This is a genomic window from Consotaella salsifontis (assembly GCF_900167365.1).
GTDB classification, from domain to species: Bacteria; Pseudomonadota; Alphaproteobacteria; order Rhizobiales; family Rhizobiaceae; genus Consotaella; species Consotaella salsifontis.
Genome location: NZ_FUXL01000002.1, coordinates 151,815 through 175,532 on the forward strand (window position 1 = coordinate 151,815; position 23,718 = coordinate 175,532).

Below are 23,718 nucleotides of genomic sequence, written 5' to 3' on the forward strand. Positions count from 1 at the left end.
GATGCACGGCGCCACCTCGCTGACCCATTCCCGCTGCGAGGCCAGGTGCCGCGTGGTCTTTTTAAGATTCAGCGGCTAGAGAGATACATGGCTCCCACGTCAACCAAGGTCGAATCCAATGACGAAGCCCGCCCTCGCGCTGGTTGCCCACGATGCCAAGAAGGACAGCATGGTGACGTTCGCCGTCACCCATGAACGCCGCCTTGCGCAGTTCGCGATCTTCACGACCGGCACTACCGGCGGACGCATCCTCGATGCCTGCCCGACTTTGGACATAACCCGCCTGAAGAGCGGCCCGCTCGGCGGCGACCAGCAGATCGGGGCGATGATCGCGGAGGGCAGGATCGGGGGCCTCATCTTCTTCATCGACCCGCTGTCGCCCATGCCGCACGACGTCGACGTCAAGGCGCTGACACGTCTTTCGGTTCTCTATGATATCCCGATGGCGCTCAATCACTCGACCGCCGAGTTGCTGATCGGGCAACTGGCCTGATCCAGAGAAGAAGAGGTGAGGCCGGACGGCACTCACCTTCTGCGACGGTCTGAACGGAGTGAGCGACCGCGCCCGTCATAAAGACGAGGCGCGCAATGCAACAACGCGCGGGATCGTGGCTCCAAGGGTGTTGCCGCAAATCCGCCCTCCGGCGACAGGGAGACGGAGACAAGCAACAGTTCTAGGGCGAACGGCTCAGGGAAATTGTCGGCTTGGAGCGGGTAGCGGGAATCGAACCCGCGCGTTCAGCTTGGGAAGCTGACAGGCTACCATTACATCATACCCGCGCGGCGCCATGGTTAGCATCAAGGCGACCCGTTCATCAAGCGGATTCGAGTGCTTTGAGCGCGCATGAAAGCCCGTCCGGCTCCCCCGACATCGCCATCTTCGCGGGCACCAACCAGTCAGTAGAGCGAATGGTGCTTCCGACATAATAAATAATGCATTCACCTATTTCATCTAAACCAGCAATGCACAAGAACACCGTGCAAAGACATACACAAGAAACCATTGCAAGTGCAATTTCGCCCTCAGTAATTCGGCAGCATGCAAAGGCGCGGCGACAGTGAACACTCTTTCGACTGACGACCTCAAAGAGCGGCTGAATTTCATAGGCTTGGACAATGCTGCCCAAGCTATTCTGCGCGACATCGCGACGGACATTGATGCCAGCATGGAAGGTGCGCTCGATTCGTTCTACGAGCGCGTCAACGGACATCCCCAGACGCGCGCCTTCTTTCACGATGAGTCTCACAGCGCCGGAGCGCGCGGCTCCCAAAAGAAGCACTGGAAAGAGATCACCAGCGGCGCCTTCGACGCGGCCTATGTCGAAAGCGCCACCGCCATCGGCAAGGTTCACGCCCGCGTGGGTCTGGAGCCGCAGTGGCATATCGGCGGCTATGCCGTTCTGCTGGAGGCGCTTCATCGCGAACTGATCCAACGTCTGTGGCCCTCGCGCTTCGGGCGGAGCCGCGCCGGCACATTGGCGGCCCAGATCGGCGCCGTGACCAAGGCAGCCTTCCTCGACATGGAATATGCCATGGGCGTCTACCTCACGGAGTTGGCCGAGGAGAGACGTAAGGCGGAAGAAGCCAAGGCACGGGCTGATGAGGATCGCGAGCGCGCGCTTGCCGCTCTCGCGCTGGCGTGTCGCCTGCTCAAGGAGGGCAATCTTTCCGCCCGCGTCGCAGACGACATCGGCGACGATTACCGGGCGATGGCCGTCGACTATAACGGGGCGGTCGCCGAGTTGGAGGAGGCCCATCTCTGTGTGGTGCGCGTGATCGACTCGATTCGCGCGGAGCTGGCAGAGATCAATCAGGCCTCGGCGGATCTGGCTCAACGCACGGAGCAGCAGGCGGCGAGCCTCGAGGAGACATCGGCGGCTCTCTCCGAGGTTTCGCGGGCGATCAACCAGACGGCAGAAAGCGCCGTGCGCGCGCAAACGTCGGCGGCGACAGCCCGGACAAACGCGCAGAAAGGCGGTGAGATCGTCGGTCGCGCCGTCGAGGCGATGGCGGCCATCGAGGAAAGCTCGGAGAAGATCAACAAGATCCTCGGCTCCATCGACGAGATCGCCTTCCAGACAAATCTTCTCGCGCTGAATGCCGGCGTCGAGGCGGCCCGCGCCGGTGAGGCCGGCAAGGGCTTCGCCGTCGTCGCGCAAGAGGTGCGGGCCCTCGCCTCTCGCTCTTCGGCGGCGGCGATGGAGATCAAGGATCTGATCGCCACCTCCGGCGCCCAGGTCAGTTGGGGCGTCGAACTGGTCACAGCCTCCGGCGAGAGCCTTGAGGACATCGTCGCCGAGGTCGCGGCGGTCAGCCAGGCGGTGGCGGAGATTGCCAGCAACGCCAAGGAGCAGGCGATCAGCCTTCAGGAAGTCTCCCAGGCGGCCGATCAGATGGATCAGGTAACGCAGCAGAACGCGGCGATGGTGGAACAGGCGACGGCGGCCGCCGAGGCCATGACCAGCGACACCGATCGCCTCGCCAATCTGATCGACCAGTTCACGAGCGACCGCCTTCCCAAGACACCTCAGAAGTCTTTGGCTTCGGGCCGGTCGTCGGCGCCCTACTCCAAACCATCGCCGGCGCGCCACGCGCCAATCGCGGTCAACCAAAGCTCGGCGGCGAGCGCCGACGGCGGATGGCACGAGTTCTAGGACCAGATGCCGGGCGGCAGACGGCCGGCTTCAGATGAAATGCTTGGAGAGCTTCAGGCCCTGCGCCTGGTAGTTCGACGACAGGTCGCTGCCGTAGAGCCGACGCGGCAGGCCTGCCATCCGCTCATAGACAAGGCGCCCGACCATCTGGCCGTGTTCGAGGATGAAGGGCACCTCGCGCGAGCGCACCTCAAGCACGGCCCGGCTACCGGCGCCCCCTGCCCCCGAATGGCCGAAGCCGGGATCGAAGAAGCCGGCGTAGTGGACACGGAACTCGCCGACCAGCGGGTCGAACGGCGTCATCTCGGCGGCATAGGCGGGCGGAACGTGCACCGCCTCGGCCGAGACGAGGATGTAGAACTCGTCCGGGTCGAGAACCAGCTCGCCCGAGCCAAGCCGATGGATCGGCTCCCAGAACTCGGCAGTCGAATAGGCGCCGCGGCGATCGACGTCGATGACGCCGGTGTGGCGCTTGCCGCGATAACCGATGAGACCGCTTTCGCCGCCCTTCAGGTCGATCGATAGCGCAACGCCGCCGTGGCTGATGTTGGCATCGTCGCGCCCCACCAGCCGCTCGCTCCGATCGAGGGCGAGAAATTCCTCGTCGGTAAGGCCGACATGGCCGCGCCGGAAACGGATCTGGTTGAGGCGCGAGCCGGTGCGCACGACGATCGGAAAGGTGCGCGGACTGATCTCGATATAGAGCGGGCCATGGTAGCCGGCCGGCACCTTGTCGAATTCCTGGCCGTGGTCGGCGATGATGCGGGTAAAGACGTCGAGCCGGCCGGTGGAGGATTTGGGATTGGCGGCCGCCATGATCTCCGGCGGCAGCGCGAGGGCTTCCAGCAGCGGCACGATATAGACACAACCGGTCTCCAGCACCGAGCCCTGGGTGAGATCGACCTCGTGGAGAGAGAAGCGTTCGAGCTTTTCGGCGACCGTGCATCCCGAGCCCGGCAGGAAGCTCGCCCGCACCCGGTAGGCGGTCGCCCCGAGGCGCAGATCGAGGCTCGCCGGCTGGATCTGGTCGGCGTCGAGTGGGCGCGCGGCGGCGATGGCGCCGCCCTCAAGCAGCGTCTCTATCTCCCGATCCGGCAGGATTCCGCTCACCATTCGAAGGCCTTGCCCCTTCACTTCCCCTAGGGCTTGTGCCTTAATCGCGGAATTGACGGCTGTCCAGCCTGGGGTTATCAGCCGTTGAACGTGGTGATTTGGCCGGCCGGCTTGCAGCCACGAAAAACAACTCGCTAAACAGGCCGATCCTCGAACGAGCTGAGCTCGTGGACCGGCGCTATGGCGAGCCGCCCCGCCGATCGATTATGCCGAGGATGAAAGCCATGCCCCAAGAGACGACGACGAAACGCCCGCTGCGCCCGGCGACGGCCATGGTCCATGGCGGAACGACGCGATCGGGATTTGGCGAGACATCCGAGGCGCTGTTTCTGACCCAGGGCTTCGTCTACGACAGCGCGGAGGCCGCCGAGGCGCGCTTCAAGGGCGAGGAGCCCGGCTTCATCTATTCTCGCTATGCCAACCCGACGACGCGCATGTTCGAGGAGCGCATGATGGCGCTGGAGGGCGCGGGCGATGCACGCGCCACCGCGTCGGGCATGGCGGCGGTCGCCACCGCGCTTCAGTGCCAGGTGCAGGCGGGCGACCACATCCTCGCCTCGCGCGCGCTCTTCGGCTCCTGTCGCTATGTCATCGAGACCGTGCTGGGGCGCGCTGGCGTCGCGTCCACCTTCATCGACGGGCGCGACCTCGACGCGTGGCGCAGCAACATCCGCCCCAACACCCGCGCCTGTTTCCTGGAGAGCCCGACCAATCCGACGCTGGAAGTGATCGATATCGCCGCCGTCGCCGAGATCGCCCATTCGGTCGGCGCCACGCTGGTGGTCGACAACGTCTTCGCTACGCCGATGTTTCAGAAGCCGCTGGCGCTCGGCGCCGACGTCGTCGTCTATTCGGCCACGAAGCACATTGACGGCCAGGGCCGGTGCCTCGGCGGCATCGTGCTCTCCTCGCAGGAGTGGATCGCTGAAAACCTCCACGACTTCTTCCGCCACACCGGCCCCTCGCTTTCGCCCTTCAATGCCTGGGTTCTTCTGAAGGGGCTGGAAACGCTGCCCCTGCGCGTCGCCCAGCAGACGGCGAGCGCGGCGAGGATCGCCGAGTGTCTGGCCGCATCGCCGGCGGTATCCCGGGTGTACTATCCGGGCCGCGAGGACCATCCGGACGCGGCGGTCATCAAAAAGCAGATGACCGGCGGCTCATCCCTCATCGCCTTCGAGCTCAAGGGCGGGAAGGCATCCGCCTTCCGCTTCTCCGACGCCCTGGAAATCGTCAAGATCTCCAACAACCTCGGCGATGCGAAGAGCCTCATCACCCATCCGGCCACGACGACCCACAAGAACCTCAAGCCGGAAGTTCGGGCTGACCTCGGCATCGGCGATGGCCTGCTGCGGCTCTCGGTCGGCCTTGAGGACGTTCAGGACCTTCTCGAAGATGTCGAGGCGGCTCTCGCGGCGGCCTGATGCGGCGCGTCAGTTGAGAAGCTTCGCCGCCAGCGCAATCCTGGCGGCGAAGGTGAAGACGCAGAGCGCGGCAAAACCGTAGGCAAGAGCCGCGAAGGCGGCGGGGAAAAGACAGGCGAGCGCGAACATTGCGATCGTCTCCGTCGCCTCCGCGATGCCGGTGGAGAAGTAGAGCGACTTGATGCCGCGCTGGTTGGTCTTGAGCTGGCGCTTCTCCGCCATCACCGCGAGAGCCAGAAAGCTGGCGCCGTTGGCATAAAACGAACAGATCAGCGCCGCCGCCGGCAGCCCGTTGCGCGCCGGGTCGAGCGCGGCAAAGGCGAGCGGGATCGCGCCATAGACGGCGAAATCGAGCACGATGTCGAGAAAGCCGCCAAAGTCCGTCGGCGTTGTTCGGCGCGCCAGTGCCCCGTCGAGACCGTCGCAGAGCCTCGAGGCGAGCAGAAGCAGAAGGCCTAGAACGAAGAGGCCGGATGCGATGGCGGCGGCCGCCAAAACGCCAAGGGCGAAAGCCGCCAACGTGACGGCATTGGCCGAGACGCCGCGCAGCACGAGCGTTGATGCGGCGCGATCGAGCATCGGCTCGATCTTAGGCTTCAGGACACCGTCGAGCACGCCGCCTCTCCGCCTTTTGAGTCGCGATCGAGAAGTTTGCGCCGTTGACCCGGGAGCGGACCGACGCGATAAATCGCTTCAGTTTGCGTCCCATGCCCGGGGCTTCCCATGTACCAGGCAACCACCTGCTCGATCACAGTCACCGTCTCTCCCAGCTACCTCGAAGAGGAATCCGTTCCCGAGGATAATCACTGGTTCTGGGCGTATACGATCGAGATCACCAATGGCAGTCCAGACACCGTTCAACTGCGTTCACGCTATTGGCACATTACCGATGCCCGCGGTCATGTGGAAGAAGTGAACGGAGCGGGCGTTGTCGGCGAGGAACCGATCTTGTCGCCGGGCGACAGCTTCACCTACACGTCGGGCTGTCCGCTCTCGACGTCCTCGGGCATCATGCGGGGCCACTACCGGATGGAGACGAGCGACGGCGGAATGATCACTGTTGAAATTCCCGCCTTTTCCCTGGACGTGCCGAACGCCCGACGCATCATGCACTGAGGCTGTTTCCCTTCGTCAGGCCGATGCTCCCTCGCGCGAAAGATCAGCCGGCAGAATCGGTTGGCACCCAGCGCTGACAGTCCGATTCAAGGACCTTCAGTGATGCTTGAAGCGCGATCCGGCAAGGGCGGCGATGGCACCATCGCCGCCCTTGCTGAGCGTCCGAGGTTTGGCAGCGGCGCTTGTCAGGCGGCCTTGCCAAGCATCAGCTTCAGATCGTCCTCGACCCGGCCAGCCGGGCGGATTGAGAATTTCTCGACCAGCACGGCGAGCGCCTCGGCCGTCAGGAACTGCGGCAGCGTCGGCCCGAGATAGATGTTGGTGATTCCTAGGTGGAGGAGCGTGAGGAGGACCGCCACGGCCTTCTGCTCGAACCAGGAGACGGCGAGGGTCAGCGGCAGATCGTTGACGCCGACATTCAGCGCGCCGGCGACCGCTACCGCGATCTGGATGGCGGAGTACGCGTCATTGCACTGACCGACGTCGAGAACGCGCGGGATGCCGTTGATATCGCCGAGGTCTTCGCGGTTGAAGCGGAACTTGCCGCAGCCGAGCGTCAGGATCAGGCTGTCCTTGGGCGTCGCCACCGCGAGGTCGTGGAAATAGGTCCTGCCACGGCGCGCGCCGTCGCAGCCGCCGATAAGGAAGAGGTGCTTCACCTCGCCCTTGCCGATCATGTCGAGCAACGTGCCGGCGACGCTCATCACCGTGTTGCGGGCAAAGCCGATCGGGATCGTCTCTTCCGGCGCATCCTCGCCATAGCCGGGCAAGGCCAGCGCGCAGTCGATGGCGGCGGAGAAATCACGGGTCGGCAGATGGGAAACGCCTGTCCAACCCACCGGCCCGCGTGTGAAGAGGCGATCCTGATAGCCCTTCAGCGTCGGGTCGATCAGGCAGTTGGACGTCATGACGATGGCGCCGGGAAAGGTTGCGAATTCGCGCTGCTGTTCGTACCAGGCGCCGCCGAAATGGCCGGCGAGATGCGGATACTTCTTGAGGCCCGGATAAGCGAGCGCCGGCAGCATCTCGCCATGGGTGTAGACGTTGATGCCCTTGCCCTCGGTCTGCTTCAGGATCTCCTCCAGATCGCCGAGATCGTGACCGGAGACCACCAGCGCCTTGCCGGCCTTGGGCGAGATGCGCGCATGGGTGATCTCGGGGTGGCCGTAGCGCTCGGTGTTGGCGGCGTCGAGCATTTCCATGCATTTGAGGTTGAGGTCGCCGACCTTCAGCGACTGGCCGAGCAAAGCCTCGGCATCGGTCGGGTCCGTGGCCAGGAAGGCCGCGATGGCGTGGAGTTCCGCCATGATGGCGCTGTCGGAGCGGCTGAGCACCCTGGCATGCTCGTAATAGGCGGCGCAGCCCTTCAGTCCGTAGAGGACAAGGTTGCGCAGGCCCACGATGGTCGGGCCGTCACGATCCATGTAGCGGTTGAGGGCGGCCATGGGCGCCGACGCCAGGATTTCCGCCTTCATCGCCCCTGGGGTCCAGGTGGCCGGCTCCGGCAGGTCCGAAAGGTCCGCGCCGTTCGCCTCGGCGATGGCGCGCGCCCTGTCGCGCATGGCGACAGCTTCGGCGATCCAGGAGACGAACCGATCCTCGTCGAAATTGACGTTGGTCAGCGTGGTGAACCAGGCAAAGGGCGTGAAGGCATCGATCGCCTCGTCGGAAACGCCCCGCCCGGCTGCGCGGTGGGCGAAGACGGACACGCCGAGCATGACGCGCAGCAGCACGTCCTGAAGATCGGAGACAGCGGCCGTCTTTCCGCAATTGCCGACAGCGGCCGAGCAGCCGTCCCGCTGACTTTGCTCACACTGAACACAGAACATTCCAGCACCCCCAAAGATCGAAAATCCGATGCAGGCTGGTCTAGGGGATTGGCGGAAGCGGTTTTTGCGTTTTCACAAAGAGGGCCGTGGATGCCCTGTCCCGGCGCCGCGACCTCATGCCGCGCCGGGATTCGCAGTCAGTTGTCGTCGCCGGACTGCTCGAATTCCGCCGGATCGAACTGGTAGTGTTCACCGCAGAATTCGCAGGTCACTTCGATACGGCCGTCCTCGATGCTGTCCTTGATTTCCTCGGCGGAAAAATTGGACAGAACCTCCCTGATCCGGTCCTTCGAGCAAGAGCAGAAATCGCGAACCGGACTGGCCGGGAACACGCGCACGCCGCGCTCATGGAAAAGGCGGAAGAGCAACCGCTCGACACCGACATCGGGATCGATGAGTTCCGATGGCTCGATGGTCTCGACCAGCGTGCTCACCTCCACCCAGGCGTCGTCGGGCTCGTGCTCCGGCAGGTCGGCGCCCTCCGGCGCATCCCCGCCCGGAAGATCCGGCAGGCGCATGCGCTCCGGCGCCGAGGGCAGGAACTGGGCGATGAGCCCGCCCGCCCGCCAGCTTTCGGTGAAGGCGTCGCCCCCCGACTCGCGCCGCGACATCTTCGCGACGGTCAGGCGAACGGCGGTCGGAATCTGCTCCGACTGGCGGAAATAGCTTTCGGCAATCGATTCCAGCGAGCTTCCGTTCAGCTCCACGATGCCCTGATAGCGCTGCATGTGCGCGCCCTGATCGACCGTCAGGGCCAGGGTGCCTGTGCCCAGCAGAAGCGCCGGGTTCTCCATGGCCTCCGTGCTCGCGCTGGCGATGCGCTCGGCATCGAAGCGGGCATAGGCGCGCACGTCGGACGGCGTCGAGAAGTCCACCACCAGAAGATCGACCGGGCCATCGGTCTGCGCCTGGACGATGAACTTGCCGGAGAACTTCAGGGACGTGCCGAGAAGCACAGTCAGCACGATCATCTCCGCGAGCAGGCGGGAGACTGGCTCCGGATAGTCGTGGCGGCCAAGAAGGCGGTCCAGCATCGGCCCGAGCTGCACGGCACGCCCGCGCGAGTCGAGCCCTTCCACCTGAAAGGGCACGACCGAGTCGTCTCCGGCATGGCCGAACTGGCCGAGGCCCGGCATGAGTTCAGCCATGCGCCGTCACCTCGCCGAAACACCAGGCAAGAACCGATTTCTGGGCATGAAGCCGATTTTCGGCTTCGTCGAACACGACTGATTGCGGTCCGTCGATCACTTCGTCCGTTACCTCCTCGCCGCGATGGGCAGGAAGGCAATGCATGAACAGGGCGTCGGGTTTCGCATGGGCCATGAGCCGCTCGTTCACCTGATAGGGAATAAAGACGTTGTGCCCGCGCGCCTCGGCCTCACGGCCCATCGATACCCAGGTGTCGGTGACGACGCAGTCGGCCTCGCTGACGGCCTCCACCGGATCGCCCGTGAGCATGATCGAGGCGCCGTTGGCGCGCGCTTTCTCGACGAAATCCAAGGCCGGTCCCGAGCCCTCGGGCGTCGCGATCTTCAGCTTGAAGCCGAATGCCGCGGACGCCTCGATGAAGGAGTTGAGCACGTTGTTGCCGTCGCCCGTCCAGGCGAAGGTCTTGCCGGCGACGGGCCCGCGCTTTTCTTCGAAGGTCAGCAGGTCCGCCATGATCTGGCAGGGATGCGTGTCGTCCGTCAGGCCGTTGATCACCGGGATCGTCGCATATTCGGCCATTTCCAGCAGGCGCGCATGACGCGTCGTGCGGATCATGATGGCATCGACATAGCGCGACAGCACCCGCGCGGTGTCGGCGATCGTCTCGCTGCGGCCAAGCTGCATCTCGGCGCCCGACAGAACGAGCGTCTCGCCGCCGAGCTGGCGCATGCCGACGTCGAAGGACACGCGCGTGCGCGTCGACGGCTTGTCGAAGATCATCGCGAGGACCTTGCCGGCGAGTGGCTTCGGTTCATCCCGCTTGAGGCTCTTGCGCCACGCGGCATCCTTCAGGATCGCCCGTAGATCCGAGCGGTCCACCACCGACAGGTCGAGAAAGTGCCGGGACTGGGTTTTGCCTTCGTTCATCTCCGGCTCCCTCACGCGAGCTTCGTCTCGGCCGCGACAACGGCCGTCTCAATGCGCTCCATCGCCTCGCGCACCTCATCGGCGGTGATGACGAGGGGCGGCAGAAGACGCACCACGTTATCGCCCGCCAGCGCCGAGATGACGCCGGCTTCGCGCATTTCGGCGGCGAGCACCGAGTTTGGAATGCCCGCCTTGATACCCAGCAGCAGGCCCTCGCCGCGCACTTCCTGGACCACGCCGGGGTGACGATCCGCCAGGGATGCCAAGGACTGCTTCATCACGAGCGCGACGTCGCGCACATGCTCCAGGAAGCCCGGTGCGAGCATCACGTCGAGCACGGCGTTGCCGACCGCCATGGCCAGCGGGTTGCCGCCATAGGTCGTGCCATGGGTGCCGGCCGTCATGCCCTTGGCCGCCTCTTCCGTGGCGAGGCACGCGCCGAGCGGGAAGCCGCCGCCAATGCCCTTGGCCACCGCCATGATATCGGGAGTAATCCCGGCGGCCTCATGGGCGAACAGACGCCCCGTGCGCCCCATGCCGGTCTGCACCTCGTCGAGCACCATCAAAAGCCCATGCTCGTCGCAGAACGCGCGCAGCGCCCGCAGATACTCGTTCGATGCGGAGCGGATGCCGCCCTCGCCCTGGATCGGCTCGATGAGGATGCCCGCCGTCTCGTCGGTCAGCGCGGCCTTGACCGCACCCATGTCGCCGAAGGCCACCTGGTCGAATCCGTCCACCTTGGGGCCGAAGCCTTCCAGGTACTTCCCCTGGCCGCCGGCCGCGATGGTCGCGAGGGTGCGGCCGTGGAAGGCACCCTCGAAGGTGATCAGGCGGTAGCGCTCGGGCCGGCCCGAGACGTAGTGATAGCGACGCGCCGTCTTGATCGCCGCCTCCAGCGCTTCCGCGCCCGAATTGGTGAAGAACACGCGGTCGGCGAAGGTCACGGCCGTCAGGCGCTCACCCAGACGCTGCTGGCCGGGAATCTCGAACAGATTGGAAGTGTGCCACAGCTTCTCCGCCTGCGCCTTCAGCGCCTCGACGAGATGCGGGTGGGCATGGCCAAGACCGTTGACGGCGATGCCGCCCGACAGATCCATGAACCGCCGGCCGTCCTCGGTGGTCAGCCAGACGCCCTTTCCTCGCTCGAAGCGCAGGCCGATGCGGGAGTAAGTCGCATAAAGAGGCGAATGCTCGGGATTTGCGCTCATGGCTCGTCACTTCGTTGTGGGGCGGCGGGTCGCCGTTTTTCCAAATAGTGAAGCCTGCCGGACAGGCAGGCTTTGGCGGCACCGACCATACGTGCATGTTGAGAGGCAAGGCTATACCACGCGCGGGCGAGCTATTGTCAATCAGCCGCTCCGGCCCGTGGCGTGAAACCTCGGCGATGCGCGATTTTGCCCTGGTCTTCTACCCATGGGTGCCACAGATGCTGCGGGGCGCAACCGTGGACGACAAGCTGGGGAAAAGCGCAAAAAGCGATTCGACCGAGGTTGCAGGACTCTTGTCAGAGAGTCAGACCATGGGTTAAATTTTGGTACACACTAGATTTCGTGCGGCGGACCTAGTCGTTAGGCATATGTAGTGGCCAGTCTTCCCAAGGGCTTCCTTGGGGGGCCGGTTTCGTCTGACGCGATGCAAGAATACGAGGAAGGAGCGTCTCGATGAGCTGGACCGACGAGCGGGTGGAGCTTCTGAAGCAGCTTTGGAACGAAGGCTTGAGTGCCAGTCAGATAGCAGGTCAGCTCGGCGGCGTCAGCCGCAATGCGGTGATTGGCAAGGTTCATCGGCTGAAGCTCGAGGGTCGTGCCAAGACGGCCCTTCCTGGTCAGGCCGAGGCCCCGGTTCAGAAGGCGGTCGAGGCGGTGATCGAGACCCGGGCCGTCGAGGTCGAGATTTCCGGTCGCGCCGCCGCGCAGATGGGCGGTGGCCGTTCTGTGGTGCGTTCGGTGGGCGCGACCGCGCTCAAGGTCGAGACTGAAACGGACCTCGTGGTTCAGCACGTCGAGGGTCCCGGCGGCGAGGTGGTTCCGATCTCGCGCAACCTGACCCTTGTCCAGCTGACCGAGCGCACATGCAAGTGGCCGCTGGGCGATCCTCTTTCGGAAGACTTCCGCTTCTGCGGCAATCCTTCCGGCGACAGCTCGCCTTATTGCACCTATCATGCACGACTGGCGTTCCAGCCGCCCTCGGAGCGCCGCCGCGTTCGCTGATCCGACGCATTATTCGCCATCGGCCTGAGCTTCTCAGGAAGCTTCTGGCCGGCGCGATCGCCGGTCAGCCAGGAGGGCCGGAGGAGAAGGTCCGTGCAATCCGGGCGACAATTTCTTTTGGGGGGATGCTTCTGCGGCAAGGTTCGATACCGCCTGACGGATCGACCGCTCTTCACCCATTGCTGCCACTGCCGCGAGTGCCAATCGCTGACCGGCAGCGCGTTCGTAATCAACGCTCTGATCGAGGCCGACCGGATCGAGATGCTTTGCGGGGCCCCCGTCGCCGTGCGCGTGCCGAGCACAAGCGGCGCACCGCATGATGTCTACCGCTGTCCCGATTGCCAGACAGCGGTCTGGAGCGACTACGGGGCGCGCGGCTGGTTGCGCTTCGTGCGCGTCGGCACACTGGACGAACCATCGGCCATCACACCCGACATTCACATTTACACACGCTCAAAGCTGCCTTGGGTGAGGCTGCCCGAAGGCGCGATGGCGGTCGAGGAATATTACGATCCGAGGTCGCTATGGCCAGCGGAAAGCGTGGCGCGCTATGATGCCGGCCACCGCGCCGCGGCGATCGCCCTCGAGGGTTAAAGCCGGAGCATATGGCGCAGGCGGCACGGCCGTCGGGGAAGTCGTGGCGGTAAGAACCGGCAGCGCCAATCGGCCACCCAACAACCGCATTCGCCCCTTGAGACGTCAGCTGCTCTCGGCGACGTCTCGGACAGGAGCCCTTGCTGCGAACTGCTCGTCGAGCGAGTAGCCCGCGCCGCGAACCGTGCGGATCGGGTCGCGCTGGCGGCCGCGATTGATCGCCTTGCGCAGCCGCCCGACATGAACGTCCACGGTGCGCTCATCGACATAGATGTCGCGTCCCCAGACCCCGTCGAGCAGTTGCTCGCGCGAGAACACGCGACCCGGCGCCTGCATGAAGAACTCCAGAAGCTTGAATTCCGTCGGACCGAGCTTCACCTCCCGGCCGGCGCGGCGGACGCGGTGCGTTTCGCGGTCGAGATCGATGTCCCCCGCGGTAAGATGGCTTGCGATCTTCTCGGGCTTCACCCGCCGCAACATGGCGCGCACCCGCGCCAGTAGCTCGGGGGTCGAGAACGGCTTGACGACATAGTCGTCCGCGCCAACCGAAAGCCCCCTCACCCGCTCGCCCTCCTCGCCGCGCGCCGTCACCATGATGATCGGCAGCCGCTCGGTCTCGGAGCGCTGGCGCAGGCGCCGGCAAAGCTCGACGCCGGAAAGGCCCGGCAGCATCCAGTCGAGGATCAGCACGTCGGGCACTTCCTCCTTGAGGCGCAGCTCCGCCTCGTCCCCGCGCGCGATGGTCTCGACGCTATAGCCCTCCGCTTCCAGATTGTAGCGCAGGATGAGGGCGAGCGCCTCCTCGTCCTCCACCACCACGATGCGAGGCGCCATTCTCAAGCCTCCGAGGCCGGCGCGCTGCCAGCGGCTTCCGGCGGCACCACGATGGACGTGGTCCGGTCGCTCTTGGGACGCTCCGGCCCCATCTGCGCGCCCGTGCGAATGTAGTAGATCGTCTCGGCGATGTTGGTTGCGTGATCGCCGATGCGCTCGATGTTCTTGGCGCTGAAGAGCAGGTGCGTGCAGGCCGAGATATTGCGCGGGTCTTCCATCATGTAGGTGAGAAGCTCGCGGAAGATCGACGTATAGACCGCGTCGATCGCCTCGTCCTTGTCGCGAATCCGCTCGGCGCGCTGGTGATCGCGCTCCACATAGGCGTCGAGAACTTCCTTGAGCTGCTGAAGCGTCAGCTCGGAAAGGTGCTCGATACCGCGCACGAGCTGCATCGGCTGCGGATGATCGTGGACGGCGATAACACGCTTGGCGATGTTCTTGCCGAGGTCGCCAATCCGCTCGAGGTCGTTGGAAATGCGGATAGCGCCAACGATCTCGCGCAGATCCCGCGCCATGGGCTGACGCTTGGCGATCGTCATGATGGCGCGCTCGTCCAATTCGCGCTGGGCGGCGTCGAGCAATGCGTCGTCGGTGATGACCGCCTCGGCCATGGCAAGGTCGCTCTTGACCATGGCGTTCACGGCGCGCTCGACCAGGTGCTCGGCCTGACCGCCCATCTCGCAGATGCGGCGGACGATGAACTTCAGCTCTTCGTCGTAGGACTTGACGATATGTTCGTCCATCGGAGGTCTCCTCATGACCGAATGGCGGGGTCCAGATGTTCGCGGCGAGCCGGCGCGCCTTCCATTGCTGCGGACGGGCCGGAAGTCCGCAATTCTAGCCGAAGCGTCCGGTGATGTATTCGTGGGTCTTGGGGTTCGAGGGCGAGGTGAAGACCTTCTCGGTGTGATCGAATTCGATCAGCTCACCCAGATACATGAAGGCCGTGAGGTCCGAGACGCGCGCCGCCTGCTGCATGTTATGCGTGACGATGGCGATCGTGTAGTCGGACTTCAGCTCGTCGATCAGCTCCTCGATCTTCGCCGTCGAGATCGGGTCGAGAGCCGAGGCCGGCTCGTCGAGCAGGATCACTTCGGGCTGCACCGCCACCGTGCGCGCGATGCAGAGGCGCTGCTGCTGACCGCCCGAAAGGCCGAGACCGCTGGACGAGAGCTTGTCCTTGACCTCTTCCCATAGAGCCGCGCGGCGCAGCGCCTGTTCGACCCGCCCGTCCAGCTCGGAGCGGCTGAGCTTCTCGTAGAGCCGGATACCGAAGGCTATGTTCTCATAGATCGACATGGGAAAGGGCGTCGGCTTCTGGAACACCATGCCGACGCGGGCGCGCAAGAGATTGAGGTCCTGCGAGCGGTCGAGGATATTCTCTCCATCAAGGAGAATCTGCCCCTCGGCGCGCTGGTTCGGATACATCTCGTAGATGCGGTTGAACATGCGCAGCAAGGTCGACTTACCGCATCCCGACGGCCCGATGAAGGCCGTCACCGCGCGCTCGGGCAGGGTGAGCGAAATGTCCTTCAGAGCCTTGGACTTGCCATAGAAGAACGAGACGTCCTTGAGTTCGATCTTCGGCTGGTTCGCCAGACGCGATGCATTTTCATCGCGCGCCGCCGTGGGCGGGACGAGGGACTGGACGGTCATCGGTCCTCCTTGCGGGCCGTGAGAAGCCGGGCGACGATGGAAAGCGTCAGCACGGCCAAAGTGGTGATCAGGGCTCCGGCCCAGGCCAGGCTCTGCCAATCCTCGTAGGGGCTCAACGCGAACTGGAAGATGGTCACGGGAAGGCTGGCCATCGGGGCGTTGAGGTTGAGGCTCCAGAACTGGTTGTTCAGCGCGGTGAAGAGCAGCGGCGCGGTTTCGCCAGAGATGCGCGCCACGGCCAGAAGGACGCCGGTGATCATACCCGCGCTCGCGGCCTTGTAGGCGACAGAACGGATGACGACCCAGCGCGGCGCGCCGATGGCTGTTCCCGCCTCGCGAAGGGAATCGGGGACCAGCAGCAGCATGTCCTCGGTGGTGCGCACCACGACGGGCAGCACGATGATGGCGAGCGCGATGGCCCCGGCGATGCCGGAGAAGTGGCCCATGGTGCGAACCATCAGCTCATAGATGAACAGTCCGACGATGATCGACGGCGCCGAGAGCAGGATGTCGTTGATGAAGCGGATGACGTGGGTCAGTTTGTCGTGGCGTCCATACTCGGCCATGTACGTCCCGGCGAGGACGCCGATGGGCGTTCCGACCATGACGGCGATGAACGTCATGAGAAGGCTGCCCATGATGGGGTTGAGAAGCCCTCCCGCCTCTCCCGGAGGCGGCGTCATCTCGGTGAAGACGGCGAACGAGAGCCCGCCGATGCCTTCGATCAGGAGATCCATGAGGATCACGAACAGCCAGGCGAGACCGATCAAAGCCGCCAGCACACACAGCGACAGCATGATGGTGTTCTTGGCCTTGCGAGCGGCAAAGGACGCCATGATCAGCCTCCGGCCTTCTTCTTCATCTGCGCCAGCATGAGCCGGGCGATGGCGAGCACGATGAATGTGATGACGAACAGGACCAGGCCGAGGGCGATCAGCGAGGACGTGTAGAGATCGCCCGTCGCCTCGGTGAACTCATTGGCGATGGAGGCCGAAATCGTGGTTCCTGGCGCGAGCAGCGAAGGAGTGATGCGGTGGGCGTTGCCGATGACGAAGGTCACCGCCATGGTCTCGCCGAGAGCGCGGCCGAGCCCGAGCATGATGCCGCCGATAAGCGCGACGCGGGTGTAGGGGATAACGATCTTCGTCGTCACTTCCCAGGTCGTCATCCCGAGGCCGTAGGCCGACTCCTTCAAAACCGCCGGAACCGTCGCGAAGACATCGCGGGCAATGGACGTGATGAAGGGCAGCACCATGATCGCCAGGATCAGCCCCGCCGTCAGCACGCCGATGCCGTAGGGCGGACCGGCGAAGAGCGAGGACAGGAACGGAATGCCGTGAAAGGTGTCAATCAGAAACGGCTGCAGCGTGCGCTGAAGAAAGGGCGAAAAGACGAAAAGGCCCCAGATGCCGTAGATAATCGAGGGGATGCCGGCGAGAAGCTCGACTGCGATTCCGATAGGCCGGCGAAGCGGCCGTGGGCAGGTTTCCGTCAAAAAGATCGCGATACCGATGCCGATCGGCACTGCGAACACCATGGCGATGATCGAGGTTACGATCGTGCCGTAGATCGGCGCCAAGGCGCCGAAATTCTCCTTCACCGGGTTCCACGATTCCGTGGTGAGGAAGCCCAGCCCGAAGGTCTTGAAGGCGAGGAAGGAGCCGGTCACGAGAGAAAAGGCGACGCCCGCCAGAACCACGAGTACGAGGATAGCAGCCCCTCGCGTCAGGTTCTTGAAAACCGCGTCGCTCGTCGCAAACCGCCGAACCGCCCGCTGCCTCGATTCTCTCGACAAGTCCTCGGTGTCGGCCTCTGCGATACTGACCATGCTTTAAGCCTCAAAGCCCATGAAAAGCCGGGAGGCCACCCGGAAAGGTGGCCTCCCGGCAAGGCGGATCACTTGGACGGAGCGTAAACGGCCTTGCCGTCGCTCTGGATCTTCGCCCACTCCTGCTCGACCTTCTCGACGACCGCGTCGGGCATCGGAATATAGTCGAGGGTCTGCGCCATGTCGTCACCCTCGGCGTAGGCCCACTCGAAGAACTTCAGAGCGGCGGCCGAATCCTCGGCGCTGTCCGGCTCCTCGTGCATGAGGATGAAGGTCGCAGCGGTCATCGGCCAGGACTTGGCGCCCGGCTGGTTGGCGAGGATGACGCCGAAGCCCGGCTGGCTCGACCAATCGGCACCCTCGGCGGCGGCAGCGAAGGCAGCGCTCTCGGGGGCGACCTTCTGGCCGTCCTTGTTGATCATGTCGGCATAGGTCATCTTGTTCTGCAGGGCATAGGCGTATTCGACATAGCCGATCGAATTCGCGGTCTGGCCGACATTGGCGGCCACGCCCTCGTTGCCCTTGGCGCCGATGCCGACGGGCCACTCGACGCTGGTGTTCACGCCGATCTTGTCGGACCAGTCGCTGGAGACTTCACCGAGATAATAGGTGAAGTTGAAGGTCGTGCCCGAACCGTCCGAGCGGTGAACGACGGCGATGGCCGCGTCCGGCAGCTTGGCATCGGGGTTGAGCTTGGCGATCGCCTCGTCGTTCCACTGGGTGATTTCGCCCATGAAGATCTTGGCGAGGGTTTCGCCGTCGAGCACCAGCTCGCCCGGCTTCACGCCCTCGACGTTGATCACCGGAACGATGCCGCCCATGACGGTCGGGAACTGGACGAGCCCGTTCTTCTCGAGCTCCTCGCCGCCCAGCGGCTTGTCGGTGGCGCCGAACGTCACGGTGCGGGCCTCGATCTGCTTGATGCCGCCGCCCGAGCCGATGGACTGGTAGTTGAGGCCGACGCCGGTATTCTTCTTATAGGCGTCCGCCCACTTCGCGTAGATCGGATAAGGGAAGGTGGCTCCGGCGCCGGAGATGTCGGCGGCCTGCGCGAACGACACCATGGCCATCGCAGCCGCGCCGGCCAGAGCCGCCTTCGCGGAAATCTTGAGAAGAGCGTTCATTGAGAAGCCTCACTGTTTTGGAATTCTGTTCGCATTGTCAGGGTCACGTCACCGCTGTCGCGGCCACCAGCCGACACGGGGCTCTACTATCTCGCGTCCATGTCATTTGGATGAATGATCTTCAGCGCTCTAGACGAGACTCGATACATGACACTTCCAGCACTTTCCGCGACTGATGCTTTGGCACCCATGCGGATTTCCCCGACATACTCGGCGAATACACGGAAAGCAGAGAGGCATGTGGCCATTACTGCTTCCCTCCGACGAAATCCAAGCGCCTACAACTTCGCAAGCATCCCGATGGATGACCGATTTCGGCTTTCTTCGTTCAAGCCAGCGGACCGGTCGCCCTTTCGTCGAGGGGCGGTATACGACACTCCAACAACAGATTTGTGACAGCTTAACTCCCTGATTTAGAACGATCTCCCATCCTTCAGCGCGGGCAACCTCGCGGTAAAGACGGATCCCTTGCCGAGTTCGGACTCGATCAGAAGCTCGGCGCGATGGCGAACGAGGATGTTGCGAACGATAGAAAGCCCGAGGCCGGTTCCGCGCCGCGCCTTGGAACGCCCAGCATCGACACGGTAGAAGCGCTCGGTGAGGCGCGGCACGTGTTCGGCGGGAATTCCGGCGCCAAAATCACGTACGGACACATCGTAGTAGCTCAGATCGCGGTTGCGGCCCGCGCTCAGGGACAGCACCACCCGCTCGCCGGAATCGCCGTACTTGCAAGCGTTCTCGATGAGGTTCGAGAACACCTGTATCAACTGGTCGCGCTCGCCCAACACCAGGAATTCGCCCTGCGGCGGCTCAAACTCCAGCGCCACGCCGGACTCCGCGGCGAGAGGCGCCATCATTTCGCACGTCTCGCGAAGGAGTGTGTTGAGGTCGACGCGGGTCTCTATGGGGATGTGGCGCTTCATCTCGATGCGCGACAATGACATCAGGTCGTCGATCAGGCGCGACATTCGCCGAGCCTGGTCGTGCATGACGCCGAGAAACTTCTCTCGCGCCACAGGGTCGTCTCGCGCCGGCCCTTGCAGCGTCTCGATGAATCCGATGACGGATGCGAGCGGCGTTCGCAGCTCATGGCTCGCGTTGGCGACGAAGTCGCTCCGCATGCGCTCGACCTCGTGCTCCACGGTGCGATCGTGAAACAGCATCAGAAAGAAGAAGGGATCTTCTCCACGGGCGGCGGGAACGGGCGAAATCTCCACCTCCCACGCGCGCGCCGCCGGACCTCGCTCCACATATTGCGCGCGGCCAGACCCGGCCGATTTCACCGCCCGCTCGATCGAGGCGAGCAGTTCAGGAGAGCGGAATCGGAGCGCAATGGAATCGCCCAGCGAAACGACGCCGAAGGCAGCGCCCACCTGCTGGTTGGCATAGCGCAGCATGAGATTGCGGTCGAGGATGATGCAGGGTTCCGCGATGGCCTCGACCACCGCTTTCATCGCCGTCTCCGGCCACAGGGAAAATGTGCGGGCCGAAGCCTTGCGAGAGCGGGACGGGAGCTGGCGGGGCCGCTGTAGCGCAGTGACCAGGGCCATCGCGGCCAGGCCGAGAAGAGCGATCGGCCGCGCCTCGTGGAAAAACACGGCGATGCCGATAAGCGCGACCGCCCCGACGATGAAGACCCGCAGGCTCGACGTCGTGGTCTCGTAAGGCGGGAGGTCTTTGTCGCGCGAGGCGGGAAGAGACATGACACCTCGGGGCATGAAAGGCCGCAGACTCCACAGCCGGCCGCCGACTCAATTCCTCGCAGGGTGAATGAGAATTGCTTCATTCATATTGCGGGGACACACGATCAGTGATGACATGAAGGAAGCCGAAATCAAGGCTGCCGAGGACGAACACGCACGGCATAAAGAAGAAGGTCGTCTTCGCCGGCCCCCGCCTGCGGTTGAAGGACGAGAGAAGCTTCCGCATCGGGGTCGGACGGCACATCGAAATCGAAGGCTACGCTCCGCCGAAGCGCGTCAAGCTCGAATGTCCTTTCGCCGCAGGGGGAGCTTACCCCGAAGCGGCAGGAGACCTTGAGCCTTCGGCCGGCTTCATTGGGCGAGCCCGCCGTCAACTCGACCGTGACTCCCTGCCCGGCGACACCGTCGAGGACACCCTCGCCAAAGCCGATCACGACGTCGCCCGTACCCGCCTTCGACGGCGCTATGCGCAGCGCTTCGTTTTCGCCGGTTCCGTGCTGCTCCGCCCTTGCACCGCCCTCGGTCGAGACCTGATCGATCTCGCCCCCGTCGAGAACCGTGATCCACGCTGCGCCTTCCTGCCCTACCCTCCCCGGGCTGGAGAGCGAGGCCTTCAAGGCGGATGCGGACAGGAAGACGACAACCGCCACGGCCGAGAAGCCGATGGCGGCAACAGCCATGCGAGCCGACGCGGAACGGCCCGACACCTTGGGCGCGCGCGCGCTTTTGGACGCCCCCGACCTGGCCGCCGAGCGCTTGCCCATGGGAGCCGCTGCGAGCGCCGGTTTGGAACCCTCGGGCCGCGGCGCCGAAGCGACACTCCGCCCGACCGGTGCGATAGGGCGCGCGGCTGTCCGTTCGCCAGGCCGAGTGCCAGCGGACGGCGTGGCGGGCGGTGGCGCCGGTTTCACCGGAGCCGTATCGGGGGAGCGCCATTGCGCCTCGCTGGCGCTGATCACCTTTTCGAGTTGGTCGCGGTAGGCCTTGGCCTGATGCGCAGTGGCCGTGCTGGCGGCGATCAGCTTGTCCAGCGCGTCCCGCGCGGCGGCATGAACCGCTCGGCGAAATGCCGGATCGGATGCGTTGCCTCGAGCAAGCGCGCGCAGAAGCCCCTCTTCGATCGCGCTCATCCGTCTCCCCGTCTTGCTTTTCTCGGCCGTTTTAGATCAGGAACAGGCGGTGCGAAACTGGACAGGCAGACGCGCACCCTTGCTTTTGGCGAGTCCGATTGCCGTGGCATTATAGCGAAAGTCCGGCGCGAGGCGCCGCAGCGGGGAGAAACGTGATGGCATTGGACGGACGTGTTGCGATCGTCACGGGCGGCGCCAAGGGAATCGGCTATGCGATCGCCGATCGCTTCCTGCACGACGGCGCGAAAGTCGTCATCGCAGATATTGACGACCGCGCCGGCGCCGAAGCCGTGGAAAACCTCTCCGACCTTGGCGAGGTCGCCTTTTTCAGCGCCGATGTGTCCGAGCGGCTGGACGTTCACAATCTCCTCGCCGCGACCTTGGACCGCTTTGGCGATATCGACATCCTCGTCAACAATGCCGGCGTCGTCCATCGGGCGGATTTTCTCGAGCTGGAGGAGGCGGATTTCGACCGCGTCATGCGGGTCAACCTCAAGGGCGCCTTCCTGTGCAGCCAGGCCGTCGCCAAGGGCATGGTCGAGAAGGTGAAGTCGGGTGGAGCGGCCGGCACGATCATCAACATGTCTTCGGTCAACGCCGTGGTCGCGCTGGCCGATCAGGTGCCCTATTCCGTTGCGAAAGGCGGCATCAGTCAATTGACCAAGGTCATGGCGCTTGCCCTTGCGCCCTACGATATTCGCGTCAACGCTGTGGGTCCGGGCTCGGTGATGACAGAGATGCTCCATTCGATCGCGCTCGATGAAGAGGCCAACAAACAGATCCTGTCGCGAACGCCGCTGGGGCGGATCGCAAATCCCTCCGAGATCGCGGCGGTAGCGGCCTTCCTCGCGTCCGACGAGGCAAGCTACATCACCGGCCAGACGATCTATGCCGATGGCGGCCGTCTGGCGCTTCATTTCACCGTGCCGGTGGACGACTGACTGTCATGACCGGGTCAAGCTTCGTGAGTTAGACCTGAGTTCGAGAACTCGTCAGCGCTTCGTTGGGCGGCATATCTTGCTCTTCTAATGAACGCTTGGTAGAGGCTTTTCACATCACAGGCGTCGCGGAAGCGCCGCTGCTCCAGCAGTACCTTCATCGGGACGAATTCGATGGAAATGCCGAAGCTGCGACTAATCGCCGCGATCCTTCTTCTACCGATCATCGCCATCGCAGCTCCGGTCGGTGGTTATGCCGGCTACCTTCAAATTGTCGGCAACATTCACACCGTTGAGGACGGGAAGCTTTACCGCTCGGGGACGCTCTCACCTGCGCGGCTCAAGGCGTTGGTGGAAAAAGACGGCATCAAGACCATCGTCAATCTTCGCGGCGATATCGGCAGTGACTGGCACAAGGCCGAGAAGTCATTCGCGGAAGCTCATGACATTGCGTTTGTCGATTACGACCTGAACGCGGGCCGCATCCCCTCGATGGAAACGATGCGCGAGATCGCAGAGACCTTGCGAAACGCCAAGAGTCCCATCCTGATCCACTGCAAATCCGGTTCTGACCGAACTGGCTTGGCGGCGGGGATCTATGAGATCGCGGTCGACGGAGAAACTCTCCAGCAGGCAGAGGACCAGCTGTCCTTCTTCTACGGTCATTTTCCATGGCTGGGCAGCAACACCTATGCCATGGACTGGGCGCTGGCGATCTTTGCGGATAACTGGACCGTCAGGGACCCTAACCACGAAGCGCCCGTGCCGCCGGCCAGCGCGCCTGACCGGGTGATGTTGTCGGCAGGCGTACAGACGAGGCCGTGACATTCGGCGGCGCCTTGAAGTCTACACCCTCAGTGAGAGGCGCTGACCGGGATCGTATATTCGCTCTTCAGCGTTTCAAGGACAGCATCGAGTGAAACACCCGATTTGGCGTGGAGCGTCACAAGCCGCTGGGCCTCGACCTGAATGTCGAGCGGGCGCCGCGTCTCTTCCGCCTCGAAGAGAAGATCAGCGATATCTACGGCGACATCGAGAAACCGGGTCATCGGTCGCGCACCTTCAACCGTGAATCCGGACCGCGCCATTAGGGCACAACCCGCTGGGAATGCTTTCTAACGCACACTCAAAGAGCAAGTTCCGCTCTAAACGATTTTTTTGCAGCGCAAACCGATTAAGCAGCCCAACCGATTGCCTAATTGCGATACTCGTTATTTGCTTCACAAAGGGTTGTTTCTCAATTGATGAATCTAGATGATTTTTTTCAGTTATCGACGCCGTAAGATTTTGACCATTATCGCGCGCCGAAGCCGACCTGCAAATCCACACCCGATTCGGCATCCACTGCTTTCTGGAACGATTTAATTATTTGCCGGCTTCTCACGAACGATCGTTTCTTTCGCTTTCGCGACCGAATTAGTCGTTCTCCGAAAGAAATAAAAAGTGGACAGCAGAATCTATCTGGTTCAACATACTTGCAGGTCTGGATGTC

The 23,718-nt window shown here is 63.7% G+C and carries 23 protein-coding genes, 1 tRNA gene and 1 riboswitch; of the genes, 8 read left to right on the plus strand and 16 right to left on the minus strand.

Features of this window, described 5'->3' with window-relative positions:
• The first annotated feature begins 118 nt into the window (after positions 1 to 118).
• Positions 119 to 493, plus strand: coding sequence for a methylglyoxal synthase (locus tag B5D38_RS02815; RefSeq protein WP_078706853.1), 375 nt, complete (start codon positions 119 to 121; stop codon positions 491 to 493).
• 213 nt (positions 494 to 706) lie between these two features.
• Here the strand turns inward: B5D38_RS02815 and B5D38_RS02820 are convergent.
• Positions 707 to 780 (minus strand) — tRNA-Gly (locus tag B5D38_RS02820).
• A gap of 278 nt (positions 781 to 1,058) precedes the next feature.
• Here B5D38_RS02820 and B5D38_RS02825 point away from each other — a divergent pair.
• Entirely contained in the window at positions 1,059 to 2,654 is a 1,596-nt protein-coding gene (locus B5D38_RS02825) for a globin-coupled sensor protein (protein WP_078706854.1), read from the plus strand.
• A gap of 30 nt (positions 2,655 to 2,684) precedes the next feature.
• Here B5D38_RS02825 and B5D38_RS02830 read toward each other — a convergent pair whose 3' ends face one another.
• Positions 2,685 to 3,767, minus strand: a complete 1,083-nt coding sequence (locus tag B5D38_RS02830) for a 2'-deoxycytidine 5'-triphosphate deaminase (protein WP_078706855.1) — start codon at positions 3,765 to 3,767, stop codon at positions 2,685 to 2,687.
• A gap of 80 nt (positions 3,768 to 3,847) precedes the next feature.
• A riboswitch (SAM riboswitch) is annotated at positions 3,848 to 3,926 on the plus strand.
• Between the two features lie 65 nt (positions 3,927 to 3,991).
• Here B5D38_RS02830 and B5D38_RS02835 point away from each other — a divergent pair.
• Positions 3,992 to 5,188, plus strand: a complete 1,197-nt coding sequence (locus B5D38_RS02835) for an O-succinylhomoserine sulfhydrylase (protein WP_078707088.1) — start codon at positions 3,992 to 3,994, stop codon at positions 5,186 to 5,188.
• A 9-nt stretch (positions 5,189 to 5,197) separates the two neighbouring features.
• On the opposite strand, the gene B5D38_RS02840 is transcribed toward B5D38_RS02835, so the two are convergent.
• Positions 5,198 to 5,803, minus strand: a complete 606-nt coding sequence (locus B5D38_RS02840; RefSeq protein ID WP_078706856.1) for a CDP-alcohol phosphatidyltransferase family protein — start codon at positions 5,801 to 5,803, stop codon at positions 5,198 to 5,200.
• Positions 5,804 to 5,911: 108 nt separating this feature from the next.
• On the opposite strand from B5D38_RS02840, the gene apaG reads away from it, so the two are divergent.
• Entirely contained in the window at positions 5,912 to 6,304 is a 393-nt protein-coding gene (gene apaG, locus B5D38_RS02845) for a Co2+/Mg2+ efflux protein ApaG (RefSeq protein WP_078706857.1), read from the plus strand.
• A gap of 185 nt (positions 6,305 to 6,489) precedes the next feature.
• Here the strand turns inward: apaG and hcp are convergent, their stop codons facing one another.
• The 4 genes from hcp to B5D38_RS02865 all read right to left on the minus strand — a co-directional run bounded on the left by hcp (position 6,490) and on the right by B5D38_RS02865 (position 11,417).
• Entirely contained in the window at positions 6,490 to 8,133 is a 1,644-nt protein-coding gene (gene hcp, locus B5D38_RS02850) for a hydroxylamine reductase (protein WP_078706858.1), read from the minus strand.
• 137 nt (positions 8,134 to 8,270) lie between these two features.
• Positions 8,271 to 9,281, minus strand: coding sequence for an Hsp33 family molecular chaperone (locus B5D38_RS02855; RefSeq protein ID WP_078706859.1), 1,011 nt, complete (start codon positions 9,279 to 9,281; stop codon positions 8,271 to 8,273).
• Positions 9,274 to 10,209: an ornithine carbamoyltransferase gene (gene argF / locus B5D38_RS02860; protein WP_078706860.1), complete on the minus strand. Its 936-nt coding sequence runs from the start codon at positions 10,207 to 10,209 to the stop codon at positions 9,274 to 9,276. The genes B5D38_RS02855 and argF overlap by 8 nt, the downstream gene beginning before the upstream one ends.
• An 11-nt stretch (positions 10,210 to 10,220) precedes the next feature.
• A complete protein-coding gene (locus tag B5D38_RS02865) occupies positions 10,221 to 11,417 on the minus strand; it encodes an aspartate aminotransferase family protein (protein WP_078706862.1) in 1,197 nt (398 codons plus the stop codon).
• A gap of 453 nt (positions 11,418 to 11,870) precedes the next feature.
• On the opposite strand from B5D38_RS02865, the gene B5D38_RS02870 reads away from it, so the two are divergent.
• Together B5D38_RS02870 and B5D38_RS02875 are read left to right on the plus strand one after the other, a co-directional pair.
• Positions 11,871 to 12,419 carry a GcrA family cell cycle regulator gene (locus B5D38_RS02870; protein WP_078706863.1) on the plus strand — a complete coding sequence of 183 codons (549 nt, stop codon included), beginning with the start codon at positions 11,871 to 11,873 and terminating at the stop codon, positions 12,417 to 12,419.
• A 93-nt stretch (positions 12,420 to 12,512) separates the two neighbouring features.
• Entirely contained in the window at positions 12,513 to 13,013 is a 501-nt protein-coding gene (locus B5D38_RS02875) for a GFA family protein (protein WP_078706864.1), read from the plus strand.
• A 105-nt stretch (positions 13,014 to 13,118) separates the two neighbouring features.
• On the opposite strand, the gene phoB is transcribed toward B5D38_RS02875, so the two are convergent.
• The 8 genes from phoB to B5D38_RS02915 form a co-directional block, all read right to left on the minus strand.
• Positions 13,119 to 13,847, minus strand: a complete 729-nt coding sequence (phoB, locus tag B5D38_RS02880) for a phosphate regulon transcriptional regulator PhoB (protein ID WP_078706865.1) — start codon at positions 13,845 to 13,847, stop codon at positions 13,119 to 13,121.
• 2 nt (positions 13,848 to 13,849) lie between these two features.
• Positions 13,850 to 14,590, minus strand: coding sequence for a phosphate signaling complex protein PhoU (phoU, locus tag B5D38_RS02885; protein WP_078706866.1), 741 nt, complete (start codon positions 14,588 to 14,590; stop codon positions 13,850 to 13,852).
• Positions 14,591 to 14,684: 94 nt separating this feature from the next.
• Positions 14,685 to 15,503, minus strand: a complete 819-nt coding sequence (gene pstB / locus B5D38_RS02890) for a phosphate ABC transporter ATP-binding protein PstB (RefSeq protein WP_078706867.1) — start codon at positions 15,501 to 15,503, stop codon at positions 14,685 to 14,687.
• Positions 15,500 to 16,339: a phosphate ABC transporter permease PstA gene (gene pstA, locus B5D38_RS02895; protein WP_078706868.1), complete on the minus strand. Its 840-nt coding sequence runs from the start codon at positions 16,337 to 16,339 to the stop codon at positions 15,500 to 15,502. Before pstA ends, pstB begins: the two co-directional genes overlap by 4 nt.
• A 2-nt stretch (positions 16,340 to 16,341) precedes the next feature.
• Positions 16,342 to 17,331, minus strand: a complete 990-nt coding sequence (pstC, locus tag B5D38_RS02900) for a phosphate ABC transporter permease subunit PstC (RefSeq protein WP_078706869.1) — start codon at positions 17,329 to 17,331, stop codon at positions 16,342 to 16,344.
• A gap of 68 nt (positions 17,332 to 17,399) precedes the next feature.
• The gene (gene pstS, locus B5D38_RS02905; RefSeq protein ID WP_078706870.1) at positions 17,400 to 18,455 is read right to left on the minus strand and encodes a phosphate ABC transporter substrate-binding protein PstS; all 1,056 of its coding nucleotides are present in this window, start codon (positions 18,453 to 18,455) and stop codon (positions 17,400 to 17,402) included.
• A gap of 413 nt (positions 18,456 to 18,868) precedes the next feature.
• Entirely contained in the window at positions 18,869 to 20,158 is a 1,290-nt protein-coding gene (locus B5D38_RS02910) for an ATP-binding protein (RefSeq protein WP_078706871.1), read from the minus strand.
• Between the two features lie 131 nt (positions 20,159 to 20,289).
• Entirely contained in the window at positions 20,290 to 21,288 is a 999-nt protein-coding gene (locus tag B5D38_RS02915) for a hypothetical protein (protein WP_078706872.1), read from the minus strand.
• A gap of 155 nt (positions 21,289 to 21,443) precedes the next feature.
• Here B5D38_RS02915 and B5D38_RS02920 point away from each other — a divergent pair, with 155 nt between their 5' ends.
• The gene (locus tag B5D38_RS02920) at positions 21,444 to 22,229 is read left to right on the plus strand and encodes an SDR family NAD(P)-dependent oxidoreductase (RefSeq protein ID WP_078706873.1); all 786 of its coding nucleotides are present in this window, start codon (positions 21,444 to 21,446) and stop codon (positions 22,227 to 22,229) included.
• 171 nt (positions 22,230 to 22,400) lie between these two features.
• Positions 22,401 to 23,051 (plus strand): fused DSP-PTPase phosphatase/NAD kinase-like protein, encoded by a 651-nt coding sequence (locus B5D38_RS02925; RefSeq protein ID WP_078706874.1) that lies wholly within the window; start codon positions 22,401 to 22,403, stop codon positions 23,049 to 23,051.
• A 29-nt stretch (positions 23,052 to 23,080) separates the two neighbouring features.
• Here B5D38_RS02925 and B5D38_RS02930 read toward each other — a convergent pair whose 3' ends face one another.
• On the minus strand, positions 23,081 to 23,275 hold the full coding sequence (locus B5D38_RS02930; protein ID WP_078706875.1) for a hypothetical protein: 195 nt from the start codon (positions 23,273 to 23,275) through the stop codon (positions 23,081 to 23,083).
• Positions 23,276 to 23,718: the final 443 nt, after the last annotated feature.

Excerpts from the sequence above, each read along its gene's own strand:
- B5D38_RS02910 (WP_078706871.1), bottom strand. The coding sequence starts at position 20,158 with ATGTCTCTTCCCGCCTCGCGCGACAAAGACCTCCCGCCTTACGAGACC.
- hcp (WP_078706858.1), bottom strand. The coding sequence starts at position 8,133 with ATGTTCTGTGTTCAGTGTGAGCAAAGTCAGCGGGACGGCTGCTCGGCC.
- argF (WP_078706860.1), bottom strand. The coding sequence starts at position 10,209 with ATGAACGAAGGCAAAACCCAGTCCCGGCACTTTCTCGACCTGTCGGTG.
- B5D38_RS02855 (WP_078706859.1), bottom strand. The coding sequence starts at position 9,281 with ATGGCTGAACTCATGCCGGGCCTCGGCCAGTTCGGCCATGCCGGAGAC.
- pstA (WP_078706868.1), bottom strand. The coding sequence starts at position 16,339 with ATGGCGTCCTTTGCCGCTCGCAAGGCCAAGAACACCATCATGCTGTCG.
- apaG (WP_078706857.1), top strand. The coding sequence starts at position 5,912 with ATGTACCAGGCAACCACCTGCTCGATCACAGTCACCGTCTCTCCCAGC.
- pstB (WP_078706867.1), bottom strand. The coding sequence starts at position 15,503 with ATGACCGTCCAGTCCCTCGTCCCGCCCACGGCGGCGCGCGATGAAAAT.
- B5D38_RS02920 (WP_078706873.1), top strand. The coding sequence starts at position 21,444 with ATGGCATTGGACGGACGTGTTGCGATCGTCACGGGCGGCGCCAAGGGA.
- B5D38_RS02830 (WP_078706855.1), bottom strand. The coding sequence starts at position 3,767 with ATGGTGAGCGGAATCCTGCCGGATCGGGAGATAGAGACGCTGCTTGAG.
- phoB (WP_078706865.1), bottom strand. The coding sequence starts at position 13,847 with ATGGCGCCTCGCATCGTGGTGGTGGAGGACGAGGAGGCGCTCGCCCTC.
- pstC (WP_078706869.1), bottom strand. The coding sequence starts at position 17,331 with ATGGTCAGTATCGCAGAGGCCGACACCGAGGACTTGTCGAGAGAATCG.
- B5D38_RS02815 (WP_078706853.1), top strand. The coding sequence starts at position 119 with ATGACGAAGCCCGCCCTCGCGCTGGTTGCCCACGATGCCAAGAAGGAC.
- B5D38_RS02835 (WP_078707088.1), top strand. The coding sequence starts at position 3,992 with ATGCCCCAAGAGACGACGACGAAACGCCCGCTGCGCCCGGCGACGGCC.
- phoU (WP_078706866.1), bottom strand. The coding sequence starts at position 14,590 with ATGGACGAACATATCGTCAAGTCCTACGACGAAGAGCTGAAGTTCATC.
- B5D38_RS02930 (WP_078706875.1), bottom strand. The coding sequence starts at position 23,275 with ATGACCCGGTTTCTCGATGTCGCCGTAGATATCGCTGATCTTCTCTTC.
- B5D38_RS02870 (WP_078706863.1), top strand. The coding sequence starts at position 11,871 with ATGAGCTGGACCGACGAGCGGGTGGAGCTTCTGAAGCAGCTTTGGAAC.
- pstS (WP_078706870.1), bottom strand. The coding sequence starts at position 18,455 with ATGAACGCTCTTCTCAAGATTTCCGCGAAGGCGGCTCTGGCCGGCGCG.
- B5D38_RS02865 (WP_078706862.1), bottom strand. The coding sequence starts at position 11,417 with ATGAGCGCAAATCCCGAGCATTCGCCTCTTTATGCGACTTACTCCCGC.
- B5D38_RS02925 (WP_078706874.1), top strand. The coding sequence starts at position 22,401 with ATGGAAATGCCGAAGCTGCGACTAATCGCCGCGATCCTTCTTCTACCG.
- B5D38_RS02915 (WP_078706872.1), bottom strand. The coding sequence starts at position 21,288 with ATGAGCGCGATCGAAGAGGGGCTTCTGCGCGCGCTTGCTCGAGGCAAC.